Origin of the sequence: Clostridium moutaii, from assembly GCF_041205085.1 — a bacterium.
GTDB lineage: Bacteria > Bacillota > Clostridia > Clostridiales > Clostridiaceae > Clostridium_B > Clostridium_B moutaii.
The window spans coordinates 20,106-42,881 of the sequence record NZ_JBGEWD010000015.1 but is presented as its reverse complement, the minus strand read 5'-3'; the positions used below and the strand labels follow the sequence as shown (position 1 = coordinate 42,881).

Below are 22,776 nucleotides of genomic sequence, written 5' to 3'. Positions count from 1 at the left end.
GCTAAAGATTAAAATAGCTTGCTTTATATAATAAACAATGTTATTCTTATTAAGAACTTAAATTAATAGCTAATAATGAAATACAAATCATTTAGAGAAGGTCAAAAAGATATTAAGCAGGAAATATTTCTAGTATATAATTAATGAATATTTTGCCCTTTAAATAGTTAACCTATTTGAGGGCTTTTTAGTTGTCTATAATTAGATTTTAAGACAAGATGGAATATTAGCTAAAATAAAAAATATGTAGAAAATAATAAGCAGGGCCGTCAGTTTGATTGAATTCAATAAGATATAAAAAATTGGCAGTTACTTACAAAGGAGAAAAATGTTATTTCAGAAATTAAATATTATTGACCCTATTTTAAGGGCTCTAAAAAACCAGGGATATACCGGTTCTACTCCTATACAGGAACAATCTATTCCAGCTATACTTGAAGGAAATGATTTTGAGGGGTGTGCCCAGACGGGTACTGGAAAAACAGCAGCTTTTGCTGTTCCTATATTACAACTTATTTATAATAGTCAAATAGTTCAAAAAGAATCTTCGAATATTAAGGCATTGGTGTTAGCTCCCACCAGGGAATTAGCTATGCAGATTGGAGAAAGCTTTACTTCATATGGAAAATATACAAGACTAAAAAATACTGTTATTTTTGGTGGAGTTTCACAAAAATCGCAGACGGATGCATTAAAGTCAGGAGTAGATATTTTAATTGCAACACCCGGTAGGCTGCTGGATTTAATGCAGCAAAAATATATAAATCTACAACATATAAAGTTTTTCGTACTTGATGAGGCAGACCGAATGCTTGATATGGGGCTCGGACATGATGTGAAAAGAATTATAGTAAAACTTCCTAAAGATAGACAAACCATGGTATTTTCGGCCACTATGCCTCAGAAAATTTCAAAATTAATAGATTCCATTCTAATAAAACCAGTAAAGGTAGAAGTTACTCCTGTTTCATCTACTATTGATACTATTAGGCAGGCGGTATATTTTGTTGAGAAAAGAAATAAAAGGTCTTTGCTTATTCACCTCCTAAGGGATAAATCTTTTGAATCTGTTCTTGTATTTTCTCGAACGAAACATGGTGCAAATAAAATAACAGGAGATCTTGTTAAAGCTGGGATAAAGGCTCAAGCTATTCATGGGAATAAGTCACAAAATGCGAGACAACTTGCATTAAGTAACTTTAAGGAAAAGAAAATACGAGTGTTGGTAGCAACTGACATAGCTGCAAGGGGTATTGATGTAGAAAAAATATCTCATGTAATAAATTTTGATTTACCGGACGTACCAGAAACCTATGTTCATAGAATCGGACGTACTGGAAGGGCAGGATCAAAAGGAATTGCGCTTTCATTTTGTGATGCGGAAGAAAGACAATATCTCATGGATATTGAAAAAATTATATCAAAGTCAATACCGGTCATTGCAGAACATCCATATACTGTGAATAGTTCAAGTGTGGCTATAGGCACTTCAGGTGTAGTGAAAAATAAGGACATAAGAAAGAAAACATCTGGTGGTAAAAATAGCAAAAACAGCTATTTTAGAAAAAACAAAAAAATAATAGCAGAATTTAAATAACCTTAAATTTAGTCTATGGAACTTGTTTGTTCAAGTATAAATAGAAAATCAAAACAGCACTGATATCGCAAATGAGAATAAGTGCAGCCATTGGTACATAAGTGTAACTTCCACCAACACCTACCAATGGAGAGAGCAATCCGCCAATTAAGTTCATACCAAGCCCTAGTATTGCAGAAGCACTTCCAGCTGATTTTTTTTGATTTTGCATTGCTAAAGAAAAGGAAGATGTGCTTACCATACCCACCATTGATACAATAAAGAACAGTGGAACAGTTACCATTAATAAATGCCTTGGTAAAAATAAGCTGCCAAATAAAGCGATACTTCCTAAGCCAGCAACGGAAATACCTGTTTGCAATAATAAATTTTCTCCGAATCTACTAGCTAATCTACCTGTAATTTGGGACATTAAGACAATACCTAGACCATTAATTGCAAATACCAAACTGAAGCCCTGGGAAGATAAACCAAACATATTTTGCAATACAAAAGAAGAACCAGAAATATAACAGAACATTGCGCCCATAACCAATCCCTGTATTAAGGCATAACTGATAAAGACCTTGTCACTAACTAAAGACTTAATTATGGTAAGCGGATGTTGAGATTCGCTTTCTGGGGAATTATCAATTGTCAATGTTTCTTTAAAACAGAGAAGTGTTGCTAAAAATAAAATTGTGCCGATAATGCCTAAAACAATGAAGATACCTTTCCAGGTAGTAAATTTTAAGATTATACCTCCAAAAATAGGAGATAAAACTGGGAATACACCATTTACTGCCATCAATAATGAAAAGAATTTTGTCAATTCTGTACCATCGTATAAATCTTTGGCAATTGCTCTAGAAATTACTAAGCCCGCTGAACCAGATAATCCTTGAATAAATCTTAACACAATTAATATCCAAATTGAAGTGACAAAAGAACATAGGAATGAGATGACTGTAAAAATAATTAGTCCAACTACCAGAGGTTTTTTTCGCCCGTGCTTGTCACTATAAGGTCCGATTAACAATTGACCTACTGCAAGTCCGATTAAACAAGTTGTAATACTCATTTGTGTCAAGGAGGCACTGGTGTGCATTTGCTCTTCAATTAATGGCAGTGATGGTAGGTACATATCCATTGAAAGTGGACCAAAGGCACTTAAAGTTCCTAATAGTATAATGAGTCCCACAGGTAATTTTTTTTGATTGTTTTTTATTTTAAATACCAACTAATTTTCCTCCCAAGTAAAAGCTCTAATTGATCATGAAATTCAAATTATTTGCATATACAAATAACTTGAATTATAACACCAGCTGGTTAGATGTGCAAGTCTTCTTGATAATTTTTTTAAGCTGAGGCTGAGGACCAATCGATTATAATATAATTTTTATGAGATAAAACACAATCCTAAAAATGAAAAGCATAATCCTTTTTGAAATGGGTTCTGTTAGTTGATTTAAAATAATAAAATGTGATATAATATAAAATATAAAATGAAGAATAACAGGGTGCTGCTAACATCCTGTAAGTATAATATAATCTAGTTGCTTAGGCAACTAATATTACTATTAATTATTTAGATAAACTAGTAGCCAACCATTTGCACAGGGGGCTATTATTTTTTTGAGATTTTTTCTATAATTAACATTATCAATGGTTAATTATAGAAAATTAAAAAATATTTTTAGATCCTAAATATAACTATAAAAAATTAATATACTAGAAGGTGAAAAAATTGAATAATACAAACAATAAAACATATGACAAGAGATGGATAATTTTATTTACTGTTGTCTCAGCTACATTTATGTCAACGCTTGATGGAAGTATTGTAAATGTAGCTTTGCCGGATATGTCTGCTAAATTACATGTTGCTATGGCAGGTATAGAATGGGTTGTTACCGGATTTTTGATAACAATTTTAGCCACTATTTTGATATTCGGAAGGCTGGGTGATATAAAGGGAAAGACCAAAGTATTTAGATTTGGCGTTATATTATTTACTGTAGGATCACTTTTATGTGGGTTGACAAATTCACTGCCATTTTTAATAGCAGCAAGATCTATACAGGCAGTAGGGGCGGCTGCCACTATGGCAACCAATCAGGGAATTATAACTCAAGTTTTTCCAGCAAATGAGAGAGGAAGTGCACTTGGAATAATAGGAACATCTGTTGCATTAGGTGGAATGACAGGTCCTCCATTAGGTGGATTTATCGTTTCGGCTGCTAGCTGGAAATATATATTTTTAATAAATGTGCCAATAGGAATAATTGTGTTTATAATGTCCATAAAAATATTTCCAAAGTCAGATAAAGTACTTGATGAAAAACTTGATGGTAAAGGTTCATTTTTATTTATGATATCTATTATATTGATGTTTGGAGCGTTGGTTCAAGGTCAGAGCATAGGATACAATAACCCAATTATGATTTCTTCATTTATAGTTTCACTTATAGCTTTTGTAATATTTATTATTGTAGAAACTAAAATAAAATTACCACTGCTTCAATTGGGAATTTTTAAAAATAGCTTATTCTCCATAAGTATAATTTGTGGATTTATTTCTTTTGTTGCAATAAGTGCGTCTAATATAATATTGCCATTTTATTTCCAAGATACCATGAAGCTTTCTCCGGCCTCCACTGGATTGTATATGATGGTATCTCCCGTTGTATTATCTATAGTGGCTCCTTTAAGTGGACATCTATCAGACAAAATTGGTTCAGAGGTGCTTACATTGATTGGGTTGTTTTTCACAAGCTTGGGATTATTTTTTATATCCAGTTTGAGTGAAAAGTCCCCATTAATTATGATAGTGATTTATATAGTGATTATGACCATAGGAAATGGGATGTTTCAATCACCTAATAATTCATTAATTATGTCTACTGTGCCAAGAAATAAGTTAGGTATTGCGGGAAGCGTGAATGCACTTGTCAGAAATTTGGGATTTGTTGTGGGAACTTCTTTTTCAACTCTTCTCCTGTATAATAGAATGAGTTACAAAATGGGGTATAGAGTAATTGATTATGTAAAAGGAAGAGATAATGTATTTATGTATGGAATGAGATGGGTATACATATCCGCTGCCATATTGTGTTTGATAGGTGCTTTAATAACTGCATTTAGACTATACACCAGCGAGAAAGATAAGAAATGTTACCTTGCCTGATTCTTAAAATTATTTTATTATAAACGGACAGTATAGATCATAATTCCTCTATGATAATTATTTTTAGAGCATGAAGGTGAATGAGAAACCTTCATGCCCTTTTTAATAACTAGTTTATTTGTACTTTACGTAATTCCTTTCAAATTTATTTGCACAATTATCACTGCAAAAATAATACGCCTTGCCATTTATATATCTTGATATAGAATTTCTTTTTGATACCTTCATGCCACATACAGGATCCTTCACGATATCTGCGTTAGCAATTTCTGAATTTTCAATATATCTTTGATGATCCATATGCCCACCATTACTATGAGAATCATTGTGTTTGTTGTGATTCCCATGATCACCTCCACAGCAACCTCCTCCCCGAAACATCATGTATACCATTGTCACAAATATTAAAATATAGAACCAGTTTTCTATTAAGAATCTCATTATAAAAACCTCTTTTCAACTAAAAAATATTAAAATTTAATTATATTATTTACGGATAATATATAACAAAGTTATGCAGATAAAATGAAGAAGTTAAACAAGTATAATTGTTCTTTCGTCTACACTTATATTTATAAAGAATCTAATAAGCTCTTCATATCTTCTTCATAGGAAGTCTATATAATAAAACTTAAAACTAGCAGTATTGAAGATTAATTTATAAGATACTATGTAGTTTTAAAAGAAAAATTATATAAAAATAAACAACTTACCTATAACAAAAATTTTTATAAATAAGGAGTTGGTGGTAATTTGCATAGTTTAGTTTGTGTAAAACAAGTACCAGATACTACAGAAATTAAAATGGATCCGAAGACTAATACTCTGGATAGATCAAGTGCACCTACAATTTTTAATCCCTATGATGCGCATGCACTTGAGGAAGCTGTTAGAATTAAAAAGAAATTTGGTGGTAAGATTTCCGTTATTTCAATGGGTCCACCTCAAGCACAAGAAGTAATTAAAAAATGTATTGAAATGGGAGCAGATGAAGGCTATCTGCTTTCAGATCGTTCCTTTGCTGGTTCAGATACATTAGCAACAAGCTATATACTTGCAATGGGTATAAAAAAAATAATGGAAAAGGAAACTATTGATATGGTATTTTGCGGTAAGCAAGCTATAGATGGAGACACTGCTCAGGTTGGACCTGGTATTGCTTCCAGACTTCGTATACCTCAGTTAACTTACGTTGAGCATATACAAAATTTAGATTTAAAAGAAAATGTTGTTATAATACACAGGAAAATTGACAATGGATATGAAGTTGTACAGTCAAAGCTCCCTTGTCTGATTACCGTAGAAAAAAGTATTAACGAGTTAAGTTTTTCCCCATTACCAAATATGATTAGAGGAGCACGTTATAAAGCAAAAATTTTTGGAATTAATGATTTTCATGCTGATTTAAGTCAATTAGGACTAAAGGGATCTCCAACATCAGTTCGGCGTATTTTTCCACCAGCACAAAGAGCTGGTGGAAAATTGCTGCAGGGCAGTACTGATGAAGTTGTAAAAATGCTTGTAGATAAATTAAAGGGAGGAATAATTAAATGTCAATCATAATTGGAGACTCTTGTATAGGCTGTCAATCCTGTATTCCAAATTGTCCAGTTGAAGCTTTAGAAATGAATGACGAGGATAAGTTAACAGTTAACGGTGAAAGATGCGTTGATTGTGGAAAATGTGTTTCTATATGTCCAGTGTCAGCTTTAAGCACTCCTGCTGGTAAAAAAAATAATAAAGTTGATTCACATGAAGAAATAAAAAATAATAGTAACAAAAAATATGCTTTAAAATCAAAGCCTGAGTTATGTGATAATACTGCAGGTGTGTGGGTTTTCGCGGAACAATTAGAGGGAGAGCTTGTTTCTGTTACCCTTGAGCTAATTGGAGAAGCAAAAAAACTTGCTTCAAAATTAAATGTATCGGTATGTACTATTTTGTTCGGAGATAAAGTGGAAGATATAATTCCCATACTTTTTGAGTATGGTGCTGATAAAGTATATATAATAGATAATCCAGCATTTCACTTCTACAGAGCTGAGACCTATAATAAGGCATTCTGTTATCTAATAGATAAGTATAAACCAGAAATATTACTGATAGGTGCTACTACAACAGGAAGAGATCTAGCTGGTGCAGTTGCTACTGCTATGAAAACAGGGCTTACAGCTGATTGTACTAGACTTGATATTGATTTGGATAAAAGAATATTACTTGCCAGTAGACCTGCTTTTGGTGGAAATATTATGGCTACTATAGTATGTAAAGATCGTAGACCTCAAATGGCTACGGTTCGTCCAAGAGTTATGCAGATGCCGGAACCAGAGTCAAATAGAACAGGTCTTATAGTGAAAGAAAATTTTAATATTGATAAAGATTCTTTACGAACTAAAGTTTTAGAAATCATTAAAGAAAAATCAGAAAATGCAAGACTGGAGGATGCTAAAATTATAGTTTGTGGAGGACGAGGAGTACAGAATGAGGAAGGGTTTATACTTCTAGAAAAATTAGCGAAATTACTTGGAGGAGTTGTAGCAGGAAGCCGCGGTGCTGTGGATAAAGGTTTAATAGATTACAAACGCCAAATTGGACAAACAGGTCAGACGGTATCACCAAAACTATATTTTGCAATAGGAATTTCTGGTGCAATTCAACATATTATTGGAATGCAAGGAGCTGAAACTATAGTAGCAATTAATACAGATAAAGAATGCCCAATGATGAAACTTGCTACATATAGTATAGCTGGGGATTTATTTGAAATACTACCAAAAATGATTGAAGGATTTAAACAAGTATTGCCAAATATTTCTAAAACAAATACCGATAATTTACATATTGCTGTAAAGGGGGTAGACAAAATTGACTGAAAAATTTGACGCCATTGTCGTTGGTGCAGGTGTTGCAGGTCTTGCATCAGCATATATAATGGCAAAGGAAGGCCTTAATGTAATTGTTATTGAAAAGGGGAAATATCCTGGATCAAAAAATGTTATGGGAGGAGTATTATATTGTCACATGATGGAAGAAATTATTCCTGATTTTTGGAAGGATGCTCCACTGGAACGCCCTATTGTTGAACAAAATTTTTGGCTTTTAGGGAAAAAATCTGTAGTTAAGACAGGATATAGAGGTATGGAATGGGAAAAATCCCCCTATAATAATTTTACAGTATTCAGGGGAAAATTCGATCATTGGTTTGCTAAAAAATGTATTGAAGTTGGGGCATTAATTATTAACGAAACCGTGGTAAAAGAATGTATAGTAGAAAATAATAAAGTAATTGGTGTTAGAACGGATAGGCCGGATGGTGATATTTATGCTGAAGTAGTAATTCTTGCTGATGGTGTAAATTCACTTTTGGCTAAAAATCTTGGATTCCACAATGAATGGCGTAAAGATCAGGTAGCTCTTGCTGTTATGGAGGAATTAAAAATGCCTTCAGAAAAAATTGAAGAACGTTTTAATCTTGATAAAGGTATGGGAGCAACTATAGAGATATTTGGAGATGGAACATTAGGTATGGTGGGTACTGCATTTATTTATACAAACAAAGAGCATATATCTATTGGCTGTGGAACTTTACTTTCACAGATGTGCAACAGAAATGTAAAGCCCTATGAATTATTAGAATATATAAAGCATCATCCTATTATTAAACCTTTAATTGAAGAGGGAGAGTCATGCGAATATTATGCTCATTTAATTCCAGAAGGTGGATATAATAGCATACCGAAGCTTGTGGGTGATGGGGTTATAGTAGTAGGAGATGCTGCCCAATTTGTAAATGGCATTCATCGTGAAGGTTCAAATCTTGGAATGACATCAGGGCGTTTTGCCGCAGAAACCATGATACGTGCTAAAAGGATGGATAAATTTGATGCGAAAACACTTTCATACTATCAAGATCTTGTGAAAAATAGTTATATTATGAAAGATCTGAGAAAATATAAAAATGCTTCTAATACCATGGAAAGTAATCCACAATTCTTTAATCACTATATACCAGCAGCTAATAAAGTTATGAGCGAAATGTTTACGGTTGATGGCATATCTAAATCTAAGAAGCAGAAACTAGCTATTAAACATGTAACTTCTGGTAGATCAATATTTAGTTTGGCAAGGGACGGATTAAAGATATGGAGGGCTATGAAATGATGGATGATATTAAAAATAAAGTGAATATTGATGATAAATTATTTTTGAATAGCTATAATGTTGATACAGCTTCACATCTGGCTATTAAAGATACTGCAGTGTGTTTAGATTGTAATGAAAAAATTTGTACTTTTATCTGCCCAGCTCATGTTTATGAATGGAAGGATGGTCATTTAACAGTTGATTATGAAGGATGTCTTGAATGTGGAGCATGCCGCATCGGATGCAGTCATGACAATATCGACTGGACATACCCAAGAGGTGGCTTTGGTATACAATTTAGATTGGGATAATTGAGATTAAATTTAAATAAAATTAGGGGGTGGGGATAGATTCGTGTAAAAATCTATCTCCATTATTTTAGTATAATGAGATAAAAGATTTGGAAATATGTTTATAAAATAATAGAAAACAGCAGGCTGGATAACCTGCTGTTTTCTATTATTTAATTACTAATTTTTTTAATATTTGTATTTATTTTGTCCTTTATATTATTATGGGGTTTATCCTTTTTAGAATGCATAAACATCATTGGTATCATCAGAAACATCATTATAGGACATATAAAAGGTGCTACTGATGCGAGCATGATTTTAAGTCTTGGTGATACTCCTAAAAAAGGTAAAGATGCAACTAGAAGTATTGGAATAGCGCAGCAAAGAACCATCATAAGCATATGACCTATTCCACTATGTCTTCCTTTATTCTCTTCATTTGAATTATTTCCATGACAATTCATATAAATGCTCCTCACTAATTTTATTTACTTGATAATATCTTATTATTGTGCAGATATTATGAAGAAATTAAAATACAATATAATTATTTAATTTCAATAGGCTTTGTACCATAGTGTATAGAGGCTATACCTCCAGACAGAGATTTATAGTTAACTTCATGGAAACCTATGGATTCAAAGGTATATTTTAATTCAGCTTTCGTCATAAAGTTATTTACGGAGTCTCTAAGATAGGAATAGGCGATTTTATTACCGCTTCCTATATATCCAATGATCGGCAGAATATTATTAAAATATAATCCATATATCTGTCTAAATATAGGCATTTGCGGAGTTGATAATTCTAAACAAATCACCCTTCCACCTGGTTTTAGTACTCTGTAAATTTCAGATAATGCTTTTGTCTTATTGGGAATATTTCTTAACCCAAAAGCGATAGTTACACAATCAAAGCTGTAATTTTCAAATGGAAGTTCTTGAACATCACCTTTAAGTAATTTGTATTTATAATTATTCATATTTTTATTAAGACGTTTATAACCTACGTCAAGCATAGCTTTATTGAAATCTAGACCTATAACTTCAGTGTCTCTACCAACTCTTTTGCAGGCATAATATATCATTTTGCCAGTACCACAGCATAAATCTAAAACTCTGCTGTTTTTTTTCATATTTGAAATATTGACAGCTTTTTTTCTCCAAAAACTGTCAATATTAAGAGTTAGTATTGTATTTAAAATATCATATTTTTCAGCAATAGATGAAAAAATACTTTCAACATTAGATTTTTCACTTTTCATATTTTGACCTCCATTTTATATTAGTGGGAATAAAACAAATATTGTAAAATCCCAAAGCGCATGTGATATAATTACTGGTATAAGAGATTGTCTTTTCTTATAAAGCCATCCCCAGTATAATCCACATACCAAAGCTGCTAAAACTAACATAAAGTTTCCAGTAATAACGTGTACTAATGAATATAGTAATGCTGATAGAACATACCCTTTATTTTCTCCTAATATTTTAGCTAAAGTGGATTGAATAAAACCCCTCCAGTAGATTTCTTCTCCAGGACCAATCAAGAAAAGAAGTAGTGCGCTTATAAGTTTTAAGTCTCCTTGTGCCTTATTATTGTAAACTGATAATATTTCTGTGTCTTTGAATGAAAATAAATATCCGGATATTATATTTCCAAAATAAAATATAGCATATAATACAATGGCCGAAAGAATACCTAGAAGTATGTCACTAGGTGTTATTTTTTTGAATTTAAAAACAATATTTTTTGAAAATGACGAAATGATTATCAGAATAAGTATAGAAACGCTCATTTGTATCCAAAAATTAAAGGGCTTAACAATAAACAATAAATACCATAGAACTGATGCTAAAATTAATGTAAAGAAAACATAAGTTAAACTTTTCTTATCTTTAGTCAAAATGCTACCTCCTTTAAATGTTAAAAATTAATATTAGCTAGTTTAAATAAAATACTATTTGTTATATGAAATTAGTGTTAAATTATATAAGAAAGAACAATAGAAACTATAAGTATTGTTCCAAATTGAGCTTGAAGTTTAGCAGTTTCTTGATCAATAGTTTTCAGCCATGCGGTAGATATTTTTGACATATGTATTGATCGTATATTTTTAAGAGCATTTGGTAATGTTATAAGACAAATCAAACTTAATAATGGAATAAACTTAAATAATGTCAGAATTAAAATTATAATATATGGAGACAATATTAAAATAAAATATATTTTTTCTGAATTGCGTCTTCCAACTATAATAGATAAAGTTTTTATTCCTGCTTTTTTATCGTGATATATATCTCTTAAATCATTTGCGTGTAATATAGCAGTTGTTAACAGTCCAAGAGGAATAGATATCAAAATTGAGATACTGTTTATTTGTTGAGTTTGTATGTAGAAAGATACTAATACCAATAAGGGACCAAAAAGTAAAAATACTAAAGGTGCACCTAATCCTCTGTATTTTAGTGTAAGTGGTTTTCCAGTATACGAATAACCACCTAGGGCACCTATAATTCCTAAAAAAAGGATAAATTCTCCTTTTTTAAAAGCCAAGAATAGTCCTATAAAGCATCCTAAGATTAAAAATATTAAGCCGGCTTTTTTTATCTGTTTAGCATCTAATAATTTTTCAGTGATAACACCACTGGATCCATAGGAATCAGGTGTATCTATATTATTTACAAAATCATCATGATCACTAAGTAAGTTTATTGATGTGTGTAAAAATAATACATCTAGTAATGCAATCATAAAATATTCTAAATTAAAATTGGTATATTTACTTGCCAAAACTGCACCAATTGTGACTGGAATTACAGATCCAGTTAATGAAAAGGGCCTAATTGCCCTAAGCCATATTTTAAGTTTATTATTTGTCATTCTTAATCCTCCCATTAATGAATCTTATTTAAGTTATAATTATAAATATAGTATAATAAATCAGCATGAAAATTTTATAAAGAGAGACCATATCATTATTTATGAAAGATATGGTCTTGGAATTCTAATTACATACGCATTTCCATTGGAAGAGCAAATAATATAAGATTCACAACTGCTAAAAATACTATCAAGATTGTATAAACAACAGAGGTTTTTATAGAGCCTTTGTCTCCATAAGTATGTTTTGCAATCCTATGTATAGTATATATTGAACCTAAAGCCCCAATAATAATCAATATATATTGAAGTATTCGTATAGTTTCATTGCCTAAGATAGCCGTTGATCCACTCATGTTTATTCCAAAGAGTTCCATAAAAGTGAAAATTACAGATTTACCTTCTGCTAGTAGATGAAATAAGTTATGAGCTATATGACCTGACAAATCTAATGGTATAATAGCATATCCAAATCTGGTAAAGTTTTGTTTAACTGAATCTCCATTAAATTTCTTCGCAATTAATCCTGCTGTAGAAAGTAAAATAATAGGAATTAGCATTGCAATAATAAAAGTTATGGTGAAGGTTACATAATAGCTTGTAGTCCCAGTTGCACGTTCAAGCCAATTTAAGATATCTTTCCATATAGCTATCATAGTAATATTTTGGACAAATACAATACCCATAATTACAATAGCGAGAAATGATTCTGCAAGCTTTGGTCTGCGAATAAACCATAATTCTTTAGTAGGTACACGTGGATACACTTTAATAGAATCATTAGGGCAATTCTTTACACAGTTACCACAAAAATTACATTCGGCATTGGTTTCCATGGCTCTTGGAAATTCAAACATTGGGCATCCGGCAGCTTTTTCACCACCTTTATAGCAGGCAAGCACTTTACATTTAGCACACTTTTCTGGAGTTGCTCTTAATTCCATTATTCCTACTCTTGTGTAGTTACTGGATACACCACCAAGGAAGCATAGATATCTGCACCAGGTTCTGCGTTCAAAGAATGCACCTGAAAGAATAACTCCAGCAGTAATAATTAGCAGTACAACTGCTGAACCACGAGGTGATTCAACAATTCCCCAGACATGGTCACTCCAGGTTATCATTATAAACATTGCGTCTATAATCCATATTCCATATTTTCTTAAAAATTTGGGAACTGGACGATTGTTACCAACAAACTTTTGAACAAGGTCATTTATTAAGCCAAAAGGACATATAGCACACCAAAACCTGCCAAGGAGAAATAAGATAATTGGAAGTATAGGCCACCATAATACCCATGTCCCAGCTGTACCAAAGTTATCATGGGCAGTAGATGGACCAACTAATAATTCATAGACGATAAAAGAAAAAACTATTAAAACCGGCCACTGGAATATACCAGGATACCATTTACTTTTTATAAATTTCTTAAATGTTTTGTTTCTAAGTAAATTTACATTATTTGTATTAGATGAACAATTGGGATTTTTTTTATCTTTATATTTATTTTTTTGTTCCATGAAAACAACTTCCTCACTTTCTATGCTGCTGAAGCTTTTTTCTTATTTTTCGATATTCCAGCAACAATAATAATTAAAACGACTGCTCCTAAAAATCCACCTATGATAAACCAATTAGGACCGGAGCTAACTACTTTTACATCAAAATCAGCCATTTTTTCTTGGCTTTTCACAGTAAAGTCTGTTTTGATTTTCCAATTACCCTTGTCTGAAAAATTTATGTTTCCTGTATATTCGCCCTTTTCATGTCCTGCTTTAAAGTCAAAAGTTTCAGGTTTAGAATCTTTCATATTCATAGAATCCATATTATTGCCCGGCATATCAGCAGTTACTTTAACATTTGCATTTTCTAATGGTTGTCCTTTTTCATCATAAAGTTTAATTGTCAACATATTATCACCGGTTTTGACTGTATCACCGCTTAAAATTAAATCCACTTTTATTCCATTCACATCTTTTTCAATTTTAGTACCACCACCGCTGTCCGCCAGTGCAGTTGTGAATGATATAAGTGTAAAAAGTAATGTTATAGCCAAATTTTTAATCATCTTTTTTCCCATGTTATAAATTCCTCCCAAATATAATTAGTTTAATAAATTAGGTTATGTACAAATTCCATTAAGATTTTAACTGGTGACTTTCAAGGTTTAAAACTTATTATGCATATTCATCACATTTTTAATTGTAGGTTTATAGGAATCCAATACATAATCTACCAGACTAACTAGGCTTTCAACATAAATAGAATCTTTAAGATTTTTAATGGAATCTTTGGCATTAGATGCAAATTTAAAGGCCTCTTCAATGCTTATATTTTTTATAGCAATTGGATCTTTATCAATATAATCATCTAATATTTGATATGCAATACCCAAGTTATGACCGTAATTCGATAGTATGTTAAATTCTTCTTCGTTTCCACCAGCTAGAGTGACTCCAAGACCGCAACATACACCCATAAAAAATGCTGTTTTTCCTTCAACTATTTTTAAATATGTTTCACGATTTACAGTTGAGAGTTTAGCATTTAATATTTCAGATATAGACATAACTTCTGTAACTTTTCCAATAGCTTTCGAGAAACTTTTGGGTAGTATAGCTGAAAAAATAAAAAAGGCCCTGGAATATAATGTATCTCCAGTCAGTATAGCTATTTTATTTCCATAAATTTTATTTAGTGTTTTTTGATTACGCCTCATTGGATCTCCATCAATGATGTCATCATGGATTAGACTTGCACTATGAATGAGTTCAATACCCACACATAACTGTGTTAATTCCTCCTCTACACTTTCAGGCAGTTGATTATTTATGGCTTTGGCTGATAATAACGTTAATATGGGACGCAGATATTTTCCTGTACTTGAGAAAAAGTATCTGAAAATTTCTCTTGTTGAAATATCACCTAGATCTTTAGTAACAGTTTTTAATTCAACGTCTACTTTATAAAGTTCTTTGGTTATTGGCAAATAAATTTCACTAAATTCCATTTGGTATACACCTCTTTCTATATAATTTGTCAATCTAGCTATATTGAACAGAATGGCATAAGTATATAAATTTTATATGAAGATACTATGAAGGTGTAAGATAAAATTAGTAAACTATAGTCTTCATAAAATCAACATATCAAATTGATAAAATAATTAAGAAATTTATAATAAAATTAATAGTAATAGAGCCTGTGTGTATGTTCGGAGATGATATTTTTGCAGAGTATTAGGAAAAGATTGAGTATAATAATTATTTAAGGAAGATCTGCCTTATATTTTTGAAAGATTATACAGAGGGGATAAGAGCCGGCGTGAGACAGAAGGAAGTGGAATAGGATTAACTATTGTAAAGAAAATACTTGCTCTTCATTCTGCGGCTATTGATGTTGAAAGCATTACTGGCATAGGAACATCTAAAGTAACAACACTTTCATATGATAACGGAAAACTTAAGATTGATAAAGAAAAAAGAAGTGTGCAGGTAAAAGGAGAAGATACAATTTTGACTCCAAATGAATTTGATATCTTATATACTCTTGCATCAAATGGAGGTAAGGTTCTATCACGGGAACAGCTTATTCAAAATATATATGGTATTGATTTTGAAGGATATGATAGAACTATAGATGCTCATATTAAAAATTTAAGAAAAAAAATAGAGGATAACAGTAAGTCACCTAAATATATAATTACTGTTATTAAAGCAGGTTATAAATTTGGTGTTGAGGAAGATACATAGGCGATTAAAGTATTTTATGAAAGAAGATTAAAAGGATTTTACAGAATGGAGGGAATAAAATGTTTAATTCAATTAGGAAGAAATTAATTGGTGGATTTCTTGTAATTATATCTTTAATTTTTTTAAGTACAATTTTTAATGCATATTCATTTATTGGAGATAGGGAGCATATTACAAATATTAAAAATAAGACAATGGTAAGCCTGGAACTTTCTAATAAAATGAAGAATGATATATTGCAGGTAAGGCTATATATAACTAACGCAAGTGCTATGAGAAATACAGGAGAGCTAAAAATGACCGATAAATATGCTAATGATTTTAATAAAAATGCTTCTGCGTTATTAGCACTAAATCCAAAATATAACAGTAGTGTTAAAAGTTTAACTGGTAACTTCAATAGATTTTACGATAATGGAAAAGAAATGGTTAATTATTATGTTAATGGATCAATGCAAGCTGGTGAAATGATGAATAATTTTGACAGTTTAGCTGATGAAGTTATGAAAAGTGTTGATGATATTCAGAAGGATAATCAAAAAGATGTGAATAATAACTTATCGACTATAGAAGAACATATATCAATGGAATTAGATATAGGAATTATTATAACTATTTTTGCAAGTTTATTATCAATAATAATAGTACTAGTATTAACCAAAGGTATAAGAAGACCAATAAATTATCTTCTAGAAACATTTATAGAACTTGAAAGTGGAGAAGGAGACCTAACTAAAAGGATAGATATAAATACTAAAGATGAAATTGGTAAAATGGCACAAGCTTTTAATAGATTTATGGATAGTCTAGAAATACTAGTTAAAAATATAAAGAAAAATTCATATGTAGTATCCAACACTGCTGAGTCTTTGAGCTCTAGTGGTATAAAGGCAACTAAAAAAATATCATTGATAAATAATCATATGGGTAAAGTTACTGAAGATACGCAGTCCATCTCAGAATCTATAAACCAGATTACATCAAGTGTATCAGAAATAGCAAGTATTTCTCAAAATAATGCTTATGATGCACAGGATATAAATGGTAAAACTGAAGAAGTAAACAAGCTTATAATTAACAGCAAAAAGTATTCTCAGAATGTAAAGCTTGAAATGGAGAATATAGAAAAGATTTCAACTGATACAGTAGAAATTACGAAAAAATTAGGAAATGAAGCTGACGAAATCGGTAAAATTGTAGATACAATTAAATCTATTACTGAGCAAACTAATTTATTAGCACTAAATGCATCAATAGAAGCAGCAAGAGCTGGAGAGCAGGGTAAAGGCTTTGGAGTAGTTGCTAATGAAATAAGAACACTTGCTGAAAATAATAATAATTCTACAGTGATGATAGAGAATATTATAAAAAGGATTCAAACTATGATAGAGCAGACTGTTATATCAACTGCCGCAGTTGGTAAAAATATAAATAACGGCAGAAAAATGGTTGAAGGAACTTATGACCAACTTCAAATTATAACAGATAATATTGGAAAAATAAATGAAGGAATTCAGAATATAGCTGCTAGTACAGAAGAGCAAGGGGCATCAACAGAGAAATTAACATCTATAATGGATTCAATTAATGTTAGTAATAATGAAATATCTGGGGCAATACAAGAAATTGCGAGTGGGATATCTACTCAAGCAGAAACGGTCAAGGAATTAAGTTTAGTTGCTCAAGATTTAAATGTTTCTTCTTCAAACTTAATCGGATTTGTCAATAAATTTAAAATTTAAGAATAAATATGATATGTATCTTCATAATTACTACATAATTAGATACTAAAATAAACATATTAAACGCAGTAATTATAGACAAGCTAGTAATATTCAATAAAAATTTAGATAGTTTTTTATTGAATATTATAACTACATTATATAAGGAGAGATAAAAAAAATGAAAAAGAAAATATTAATAGAAGGTATGAGCTGTTCGCATTGTGCAAATCATGTAACAGAGGCACTAAAAGAGGTAGGGGCAAAAGATGTTTCAGTAAGTCTGGATAAAAAGTTTGCCACTGCTGAGATAGGGGATAATGTCTCTGATGAAAAAATTAAAGCAGCTATAACAGAGGCAGGCTATGATGTTGAGGGAATAGAATTAGAATAGATAAAAATTCCAAGTATTATAAAAAATAGTACTTGGAATTTTTTATTGTATTTAAAGAAATTTTTAATCATATATACACTTTCATAGTATCTTCATCACTTTGTATCATAATAATAATGAATAATGTATTTGATTAATAATGTTAAATAAAAAATATAAATATAGAGAAGATATTATGGATGGTGTTAATATGAATACTTTCGGGGAGCAGTACATTGAGTATGTAAAGTGACACGAATCTTGAGTTAAATATACAAAATAAGAGAAAAATTTAAATGTGAGAGCTTTTTAGAACAGGATATTTTTAGCACTAACATTTTTGATGCAGTGATAGCCATAAGAATGATAATTGGAATACTGAGAAGAAAAAGAATGCAAGATATAAATGACATAATCATAGAAGTTCAGCTATTATAAATTTAATATTATGTACCTTCATAACAGCTTCATAAGTAAAAAGTATAATAAGCGTATAAATAAGAAACAATTAAGGGAGTGATATTAAATGAAAAATAAAATTATAGTTTTAATAATATCAACTGTAGCTGTAGCAGCTAGTATTTCAGTTGTATATGCAAAAGAAAAAAATAATGCAGATTTCAATAATTTTAATACATCAGTGTTAAATATACAAAATGTAAAATCTCAATCAAATGATAATTTTAATAATATGATAAAAGTGATGAAAAATAATGGCTTCAACGATGCAGCAGAAGCTATGAAAAATAGAGATTATAATGCCATGAATAAGTTTATGGATAATTTAAATGATGAGGATTATAAAAAGATGATTGATATAATGCAGAGCAATGGTTATGGGTCTATGTCTAGGATGATGGAATCTGTTAGTAGAGACAATATGATAGAAATGCATCAGAGTATGATGGAAAGATAAGATTGATGGCTGGTGTGAGGAGGTTTATTATGGAAAGCAAAATACTTAAAATTGAAGGAATGACCTGTGCAGCTTGTGCAAAGACTATTGAAAAGGCTGCTGGAAAGCTTCCTGGTGTTGTTGAAGCAAATGTAAACTTTGCTACTGAAAAGTTAATTATTACTTTTGATCCCTCTTTAGTAAAAACTTTGGATATAAAAAGGTCAATTGAAAAGGCTGGCTATAAGGCTTCAGAGGAAGAAAGTAATGTTGATATGGATAAAGAAAAAAAGGAAAGAGAGATAAAAGCTCTGTGGAATAGATTCTTAATATCTGCAATTTTTGGAATTCCATTATTATTGATTGCAATGATACCGATGATTACGGGAAAATTTAATATTATGTTACCTGAAGTTATTGATCCTATGCAGCATGTGAAAAGTTTTGCTATTTTACAATTGATGCTTGTATTGCCGATAATGGCAGTGGGTAGAAAATATTTCATTGTTGGATTTAAGTCATTATTTAGATTAAGTCCAAATATGGATTCATTGATTTCAATTGGAACTTCAGCGGCATTTTTATATAGTATATTTGCAGTAATTGAAATACTTTCTGGTAATACTGGATATCATATGTATTTTGAATCAGCAGGTGTAATTTTGACTCTTATTACTCTTGGCAAGTATTTAGAAGCAGTAACCAAAGGTAAAACTTCTGAAGCTATTAAAAAGCTTATGGGATTAGCTCCTAAAACTGCTGTCATAATAAGAGATAATAGAGAAACCGAAATATCAATTGATGAAGTTGAAGTAGGAGATATTGTAGTTGTCAAGCCAGGTGAGAAGATGCCTGTAGATGGTGAAGTTATTGAAGGAAGCACATCTGTGGATGAGTCAATGCTCACAGGGGAGAGTATGCCGGTGGAAAAAAACATAGGTCATAAAATAATTGGGGCAAGTATAAATAAAAATGGATCTATTAAGTATAAGGCAACTAAGGTTGGTAAAGATACAGCACTCGCACAGATAATAGAATTGGTTGAAAATGCACAGGGTTCTAAGGCTCCTATAGCTAAAATGGCTGATGTCATATCAGGCTATTTTGTACCTGTGGTTATAGGACTTGCATTGGTTTCATCATTAGCATGGTTTTTAGCAGGACAGTCGGGAGTTTTTTCATTGACAATATTCATCTCAGTGCTTGTTATAGCATGTCCTTGTGCTCTTGGTCTGGCAACACCAACGGCAATAATGGTAGGAACCGGCAAGGGTGCAGAGTATGGAGTTCTTATAAAGAGTGGTACCGCATTGGAAACTGCTCATAAAATTAAAACTATAGTATTTGATAAAACTGGAACACTTACAGAGGGAAAACCAAAGGTTACAGACATAATTACAACTAAAGGTATAAGTGAGGAATATTTGCTTCAAATAGCAGCCACTGCAGAAAAAGGCTCTGAGCATCCACTTGGTGAGGCTATTGTAAAAGAAGCCGAGAAAAGACTTCTTGAGTTAAAAAAGCCAATGGATTTCAAGGCAATTCCAGGTCATGGCATAAAGGTAGTCATTGATGATAATGTAATATTGTTGGGTAATAAAAAACTTATGGATGAAAATCATATTGTTTTGCAAAGCTTAGAGAAGGAATCGGATAAACTTGCACAGGAAGGTAAGACACCTATGTTTATTGCTATAAATAATAGGTTAAGCGGTATAGTTGCTGTAGCAGATACAGTTAAGCAAAATAGCAGAAAAGCAATAGAAAGACTTCATGATATTGGAATTGAAGTTGCAATGATAACTGGCGATAATAAAAAAACGGCAGCGGCTATCGCCAGACAAGTAGGTATCGATAGAGTGCTGGCAGAAGTTTTGCCTCAGGACAAAGCAAATGAAGTAAAAAAACTTCAGTCAGAAGGAAAAAAAGTTGCTATGGTTGGAGATGGGATAAATGATGCTCCAGCATTGGCTCAAGCCAATATAGGAATAGCTATTGGTTCAGGGACTGACGTTGCTATAGAGTCAGCAGATATTGTTCTTATGAGAAGTGATTTAATGGATGTACCTACAGCTATTGAACTCAGCAAAAAGACTATAAAAAATATAAAAGAAAATTTATTTTGGGCTTTTGGTTACAATACTTTAGGAATACCGGTAGCCATGGGTATACTGTATTTATTTGGTGGACCACTGTTAAATCCTATTATTGCAGCATTGGCAATGAGCTTTAGTTCTGTTTCTGTTTTAACAAATGCCTTGCGATTAAAGGGCTTTAGGCCAGCAAGATAAAAGTTAAATAAAAAGGATATTTTTGATATTTAAGCCTGTATTTATACAGACTTTTTTCACAGGCCCTTTCATACGGACCATATATACTATGTAGTTTATTTCTTCTTAGGTGCTAATTTTTGTAAGGAAAATAACATTTGTTGCGGCAAGGAAATTTGTCTTGCCGCTATCAAAACAAGCTATTGACAAGCCTATTGCATTATGTTAAGCTAACTTTATTATATAACTGGCGGAAGTGGAAATAACCACAGGGAATATAATTTTATTAAGTCGACCGTCTGGGCAATAACCCCGGATTGTAGGCTTTTTTTATTTGTTTCCATTATCATTTACTTTTAGAAAAGGAGTGTGTTTTATGAAAGAGTTAAATTTGAAATATGGATGTAATCCAAATCAGAAGCCTTCAAGAATTTTTATATCTGAAGGCGAATTACCTATTAAAATTTTAAATGGAAATCCAGGTTATATTAATTTACTTGATGCTCTAAATGGATGGCAATTAGTTAAAGAATTAAAAGAATTGACAAATTTGGAATCAGCGGCATCTTTTAAACATGTCAGTCCAGCAGGGGTTGGAATAGCAACTCCCATGAACAATGATCTGAAAAGAGCTTATTTTGTTGATGATTTGCAGCTATCACCGATGGCTGTAGCATATTCTAGAGCACGGGGAGCTGACAGAATGTCTTCTTATGGAGACTTTATTGCGCTGTCAGATATATGTGATAGTGATACTGCAAATTTAATTTCCAGAGAAGTTTCTGATGGAATCATTGCTCCTGGATATGATACAGAGGCATTGAATATATTGAAAAATAAACGCAAAGGTAAATATAATATAATTGAAATGAACCCTGACTTTATTCCCAATGTGATTGAAAGAAAAGATGTATTTGGAATTACTTTTGAACAAAAAAGAAATAATATAAAAATTACTGAACAGTGTCTAGAAAATATTCCGACAAAAAATAAAAGCTTTTCAGATAAAATAAAAAGAGATCTTCTTATTTCTTTGATCACACTAAAATATACCCAATCGAATTCTGTATGCTATGTAAAAGATGGACAAGCTATAGGTATAGGTGCCGGGCAGCAGTCGAGAATTCATTGTACACGTTTAGCAGGAAATAAAGCTAAAATATGGTTTTTAAGGCAAAACCCTAGAGTTTTAAATTTACCTTTTAAAAATAATATACGAAGAGCTGAGAGAGATAATGCTATAGATGTATATCTATCAGATGATTATTTAGATGTGTTAAAAGATGGAATTTGGGAAGAATTTTTTGTAAAAAAACCAGAACCTCTTACTAAAAAAGATAGGGAAAAGTGGTTAATAGGATTAACCGATGTTTCTTTAGGATCTGATGGATTTTTTCCTTTTGGGGATAATATAGAATATGCCCATAAATGTGGTGTAAAGTATGTTGCTCAGCCAGGAGGTTCAATTAGAGATGATAATGTAATTAATACATGTAATAAGTACAATATGTCAATGGTATTTACGGGAATTCGTTTATTTCACCATTAGATAGATTCTAAAATTTATAAATTAACTTATTGTTTTTAATTTTTTAAGAAATATTAAGCATATTACAATGAGCAAAAAAAGACAGAAAAAAGAATTAATTAAATTTGGGCTACCTATTTTTGGTATAGCTC

The 22,776-nt window shown here is 31.4% G+C and carries 21 protein-coding genes and 1 riboswitch; of the genes, 12 read left to right on the top strand and 9 right to left on the bottom strand.

What is annotated here, in order from left to right:
* Window positions 1–328: 328 nt before the first annotated feature.
* Complete coding sequence (locus tag AB8U03_RS13875; protein ID WP_369705151.1) at window positions 329–1,597, top strand: DEAD/DEAH box helicase; 1,269 nt, start codon at window positions 329–331, stop codon at window positions 1,595–1,597.
* Window positions 1,598–1,610: 13 nt separating this feature from the next.
* On the opposite strand, the gene AB8U03_RS13870 is transcribed toward AB8U03_RS13875, so the two are convergent.
* A complete protein-coding gene (locus AB8U03_RS13870; protein WP_369705150.1) occupies window positions 1,611–2,816 on the bottom strand; it encodes a multidrug effflux MFS transporter in 1,206 nt (401 codons plus the stop codon).
* 507 nt (window positions 2,817–3,323) lie between these two features.
* On the opposite strand from AB8U03_RS13870, the gene AB8U03_RS13865 reads away from it, so the two are divergent.
* Window positions 3,324–4,763, top strand: coding sequence for an MFS transporter (locus AB8U03_RS13865; RefSeq protein WP_369705149.1), 1,440 nt, complete (start codon window positions 3,324–3,326; stop codon window positions 4,761–4,763).
* Between the two features lie 114 nt (window positions 4,764–4,877).
* Here AB8U03_RS13865 and AB8U03_RS13860 read toward each other — a convergent pair whose 3' ends face one another.
* Window positions 4,878–5,204: a YHS domain-containing protein gene (locus tag AB8U03_RS13860; protein WP_369705148.1), complete on the bottom strand. Its 327-nt coding sequence runs from the start codon at window positions 5,202–5,204 to the stop codon at window positions 4,878–4,880.
* Between the two features lie 312 nt (window positions 5,205–5,516).
* Between AB8U03_RS13860 and AB8U03_RS13855 the strand changes: the two genes are divergently transcribed.
* The 4 genes from AB8U03_RS13855 to AB8U03_RS13840 are packed head-to-tail and all read left to right on the top strand — an operon-like array spanning window position 5,517 to window position 9,217.
* Window positions 5,517–6,326 (top strand): electron transfer flavoprotein subunit beta/FixA family protein, encoded by an 810-nt coding sequence (locus tag AB8U03_RS13855; protein ID WP_369705147.1) that lies wholly within the window; start codon window positions 5,517–5,519, stop codon window positions 6,324–6,326.
* Window positions 6,314–7,636, top strand: coding sequence for an FAD-binding protein (locus tag AB8U03_RS13850; protein ID WP_369705146.1), 1,323 nt, complete (start codon window positions 6,314–6,316; stop codon window positions 7,634–7,636). The genes AB8U03_RS13855 and AB8U03_RS13850 overlap by 13 nt, the downstream gene beginning before the upstream one ends.
* The gene (locus AB8U03_RS13845) at window positions 7,629–8,924 is read left to right on the top strand and encodes an FAD-dependent oxidoreductase (RefSeq protein WP_369705145.1); all 1,296 of its coding nucleotides are present in this window, start codon (window positions 7,629–7,631) and stop codon (window positions 8,922–8,924) included. Before AB8U03_RS13850 ends, AB8U03_RS13845 begins: the two co-directional genes overlap by 8 nt.
* Window positions 8,924–9,217, top strand: a complete 294-nt coding sequence (locus tag AB8U03_RS13840) for a ferredoxin family protein (RefSeq protein ID WP_369705178.1) — start codon at window positions 8,924–8,926, stop codon at window positions 9,215–9,217. The genes AB8U03_RS13845 and AB8U03_RS13840 overlap by 1 nt, the downstream gene beginning before the upstream one ends.
* Window positions 9,218–9,369: 152 nt before the next feature.
* Here the strand turns inward: AB8U03_RS13840 and AB8U03_RS13835 are convergent, their stop codons facing one another.
* From AB8U03_RS13835 to AB8U03_RS13805, 7 genes are all read right to left on the bottom strand, one after another.
* Entirely contained in the window at window positions 9,370–9,663 is a 294-nt protein-coding gene (locus AB8U03_RS13835; RefSeq protein WP_369705144.1) for a hypothetical protein, read from the bottom strand.
* Window positions 9,664–9,746: 83 nt separating this feature from the next.
* Window positions 9,747–10,463, bottom strand: coding sequence for a bifunctional demethylmenaquinone methyltransferase/2-methoxy-6-polyprenyl-1,4-benzoquinol methylase UbiE (gene ubiE, locus AB8U03_RS13830; RefSeq protein WP_369705143.1), 717 nt, complete (start codon window positions 10,461–10,463; stop codon window positions 9,747–9,749).
* Between the two features lie 15 nt (window positions 10,464–10,478).
* The gene (locus AB8U03_RS13825) at window positions 10,479–11,105 is read right to left on the bottom strand and encodes a CPBP family intramembrane glutamic endopeptidase (protein ID WP_369705142.1); all 627 of its coding nucleotides are present in this window, start codon (window positions 11,103–11,105) and stop codon (window positions 10,479–10,481) included.
* A gap of 77 nt (window positions 11,106–11,182) precedes the next feature.
* The gene (gene menA / locus AB8U03_RS13820; protein WP_369705141.1) at window positions 11,183–12,082 is read right to left on the bottom strand and encodes a 1,4-dihydroxy-2-naphthoate octaprenyltransferase; all 900 of its coding nucleotides are present in this window, start codon (window positions 12,080–12,082) and stop codon (window positions 11,183–11,185) included.
* Window positions 12,083–12,210: 128 nt separating this feature from the next.
* Entirely contained in the window at window positions 12,211–13,605 is a 1,395-nt protein-coding gene (locus tag AB8U03_RS13815) for a 4Fe-4S binding protein (RefSeq protein ID WP_369705140.1), read from the bottom strand.
* Window positions 13,606–13,625: 20 nt separating this feature from the next.
* The gene (locus tag AB8U03_RS13810; RefSeq protein WP_369705139.1) at window positions 13,626–14,165 is read right to left on the bottom strand and encodes a FixH family protein; all 540 of its coding nucleotides are present in this window, start codon (window positions 14,163–14,165) and stop codon (window positions 13,626–13,628) included.
* A gap of 87 nt (window positions 14,166–14,252) precedes the next feature.
* The gene (locus tag AB8U03_RS13805; protein WP_369705138.1) at window positions 14,253–15,095 is read right to left on the bottom strand and encodes a polyprenyl synthetase family protein; all 843 of its coding nucleotides are present in this window, start codon (window positions 15,093–15,095) and stop codon (window positions 14,253–14,255) included.
* A 268-nt stretch (window positions 15,096–15,363) separates the two neighbouring features.
* On the opposite strand from AB8U03_RS13805, the gene AB8U03_RS13800 reads away from it, so the two are divergent.
* The 6 genes from AB8U03_RS13800 (at window position 15,364) to AB8U03_RS13775 (ending at window position 22,645) form a co-directional block, all read left to right on the top strand.
* A complete protein-coding gene (locus tag AB8U03_RS13800; protein ID WP_369705177.1) occupies window positions 15,364–15,837 on the top strand; it encodes a winged helix-turn-helix domain-containing protein in 474 nt (157 codons plus the stop codon).
* A gap of 59 nt (window positions 15,838–15,896) precedes the next feature.
* The gene (locus AB8U03_RS13795) at window positions 15,897–17,579 is read left to right on the top strand and encodes a methyl-accepting chemotaxis protein (RefSeq protein ID WP_369705137.1); all 1,683 of its coding nucleotides are present in this window, start codon (window positions 15,897–15,899) and stop codon (window positions 17,577–17,579) included.
* 160 nt (window positions 17,580–17,739) lie between these two features.
* On the top strand, window positions 17,740–17,952 hold the full coding sequence (locus AB8U03_RS13790) for a heavy-metal-associated domain-containing protein (RefSeq protein ID WP_369705136.1): 213 nt from the start codon (window positions 17,740–17,742) through the stop codon (window positions 17,950–17,952).
* Between the two features lie 505 nt (window positions 17,953–18,457).
* Window positions 18,458–18,847, top strand: a complete 390-nt coding sequence (locus tag AB8U03_RS13785; RefSeq protein WP_369705135.1) for a hypothetical protein — start codon at window positions 18,458–18,460, stop codon at window positions 18,845–18,847.
* Between the two features lie 29 nt (window positions 18,848–18,876).
* The gene (locus AB8U03_RS13780; RefSeq protein ID WP_369705134.1) at window positions 18,877–21,117 is read left to right on the top strand and encodes a heavy metal translocating P-type ATPase; all 2,241 of its coding nucleotides are present in this window, start codon (window positions 18,877–18,879) and stop codon (window positions 21,115–21,117) included.
* A gap of 212 nt (window positions 21,118–21,329) precedes the next feature.
* Window positions 21,330–21,408: riboswitch (ZMP/ZTP riboswitch) on the top strand.
* A gap of 64 nt (window positions 21,409–21,472) precedes the next feature.
* A complete protein-coding gene (locus AB8U03_RS13775) occupies window positions 21,473–22,645 on the top strand; it encodes a phosphoribosylaminoimidazolecarboxamide formyltransferase (protein WP_369705133.1) in 1,173 nt (390 codons plus the stop codon).
* The last annotated feature ends 131 nt before the right edge of the window (window positions 22,646–22,776 follow it).

Excerpts from the sequence above, each read along its gene's own strand:
- AB8U03_RS13875 (WP_369705151.1), top strand. The coding sequence starts at position 329 with ATGTTATTTCAGAAATTAAATATTATTGACCCTATTTTAAGGGCTCTA.
- AB8U03_RS13860 (WP_369705148.1), bottom strand. The coding sequence starts at position 5,204 with ATGAGATTCTTAATAGAAAACTGGTTCTATATTTTAATATTTGTGACA.
- AB8U03_RS13850 (WP_369705146.1), top strand. The coding sequence starts at position 6,314 with ATGTCAATCATAATTGGAGACTCTTGTATAGGCTGTCAATCCTGTATT.
- AB8U03_RS13840 (WP_369705178.1), top strand. The coding sequence starts at position 8,924 with ATGGATGATATTAAAAATAAAGTGAATATTGATGATAAATTATTTTTG.
- AB8U03_RS13835 (WP_369705144.1), bottom strand. The coding sequence starts at position 9,663 with ATGAATTGTCATGGAAATAATTCAAATGAAGAGAATAAAGGAAGACAT.
- ubiE (WP_369705143.1), bottom strand. The coding sequence starts at position 10,463 with ATGAAAAGTGAAAAATCTAATGTTGAAAGTATTTTTTCATCTATTGCT.
- menA (WP_369705141.1), bottom strand. The coding sequence starts at position 12,082 with ATGACAAATAATAAACTTAAAATATGGCTTAGGGCAATTAGGCCCTTT.
- AB8U03_RS13815 (WP_369705140.1), bottom strand. The coding sequence starts at position 13,605 with ATGGAACAAAAAAATAAATATAAAGATAAAAAAAATCCCAATTGTTCA.
- AB8U03_RS13810 (WP_369705139.1), bottom strand. The coding sequence starts at position 14,165 with ATGGGAAAAAAGATGATTAAAAATTTGGCTATAACATTACTTTTTACA.
- AB8U03_RS13805 (WP_369705138.1), bottom strand. The coding sequence starts at position 15,095 with ATGGAATTTAGTGAAATTTATTTGCCAATAACCAAAGAACTTTATAAA.
- AB8U03_RS13795 (WP_369705137.1), top strand. The coding sequence starts at position 15,897 with ATGTTTAATTCAATTAGGAAGAAATTAATTGGTGGATTTCTTGTAATT.
- AB8U03_RS13790 (WP_369705136.1), top strand. The coding sequence starts at position 17,740 with ATGAAAAAGAAAATATTAATAGAAGGTATGAGCTGTTCGCATTGTGCA.
- AB8U03_RS13785 (WP_369705135.1), top strand. The coding sequence starts at position 18,458 with ATGAAAAATAAAATTATAGTTTTAATAATATCAACTGTAGCTGTAGCA.
- AB8U03_RS13780 (WP_369705134.1), top strand. The coding sequence starts at position 18,877 with ATGGAAAGCAAAATACTTAAAATTGAAGGAATGACCTGTGCAGCTTGT.
- AB8U03_RS13775 (WP_369705133.1), top strand. The coding sequence starts at position 21,473 with ATGAAAGAGTTAAATTTGAAATATGGATGTAATCCAAATCAGAAGCCT.